Here is a 445-nt window from a genome sequence, read left to right as displayed (position 1 = left end):
CGCCGGCACCGTGCTCGCACTCAGCTCCCTGGCCGCCTGCGGTGGCGACGACGGCTCGGCCGACGACGCCGCGAGCTCCACGTCCCCGAGCGCCTCGTCCAGCGCCTCGTCCAGCGCCAGCGAGACCCCGGCCGGGGAGTCCGAGGCGGCCGCTCCCGCCGCGGGCGAGGAGATCGACCCCGAGGACTTCCTCGCCGTCTACCAGGCGGCGGTGGACCAGGCGACCACCGCCAAGGTCACGATGGACCAGACGGCGTCCGGCCTCAAGGGCTCGGGCGTGCTGGACTTCGAGAGCGACCCCGTCTCCATGCAGATGACGGCGACGATCGCCTCGATGGGTGACATCGAGATGCGCCTCGTCGACAACGTGATGTACATGAAGCTGCCGATGCTCGGAGACAAGTTCATCTCCTTCGACCTCGACGACCCCAACAACCCACTGGGC

The 445-nt window shown here is 69.9% G+C and carries 1 protein-coding gene; it reads left to right on the top strand.

Annotated elements, in window-relative coordinates; genetic code table 11:
* Positions 1 to 445, top strand: a 445-nt coding sequence (locus tag ACU8YE_RS25300) for a hypothetical protein (protein WP_446930326.1), incomplete at both ends; no start/stop codon positions are given.

The organism is Ralstonia sp. VS2407, assembly GCF_052950655.1.
The sequence above is the reverse complement of the archived record's forward strand: the minus strand, read 5'-3'. Positions and strand labels throughout refer to the sequence as shown.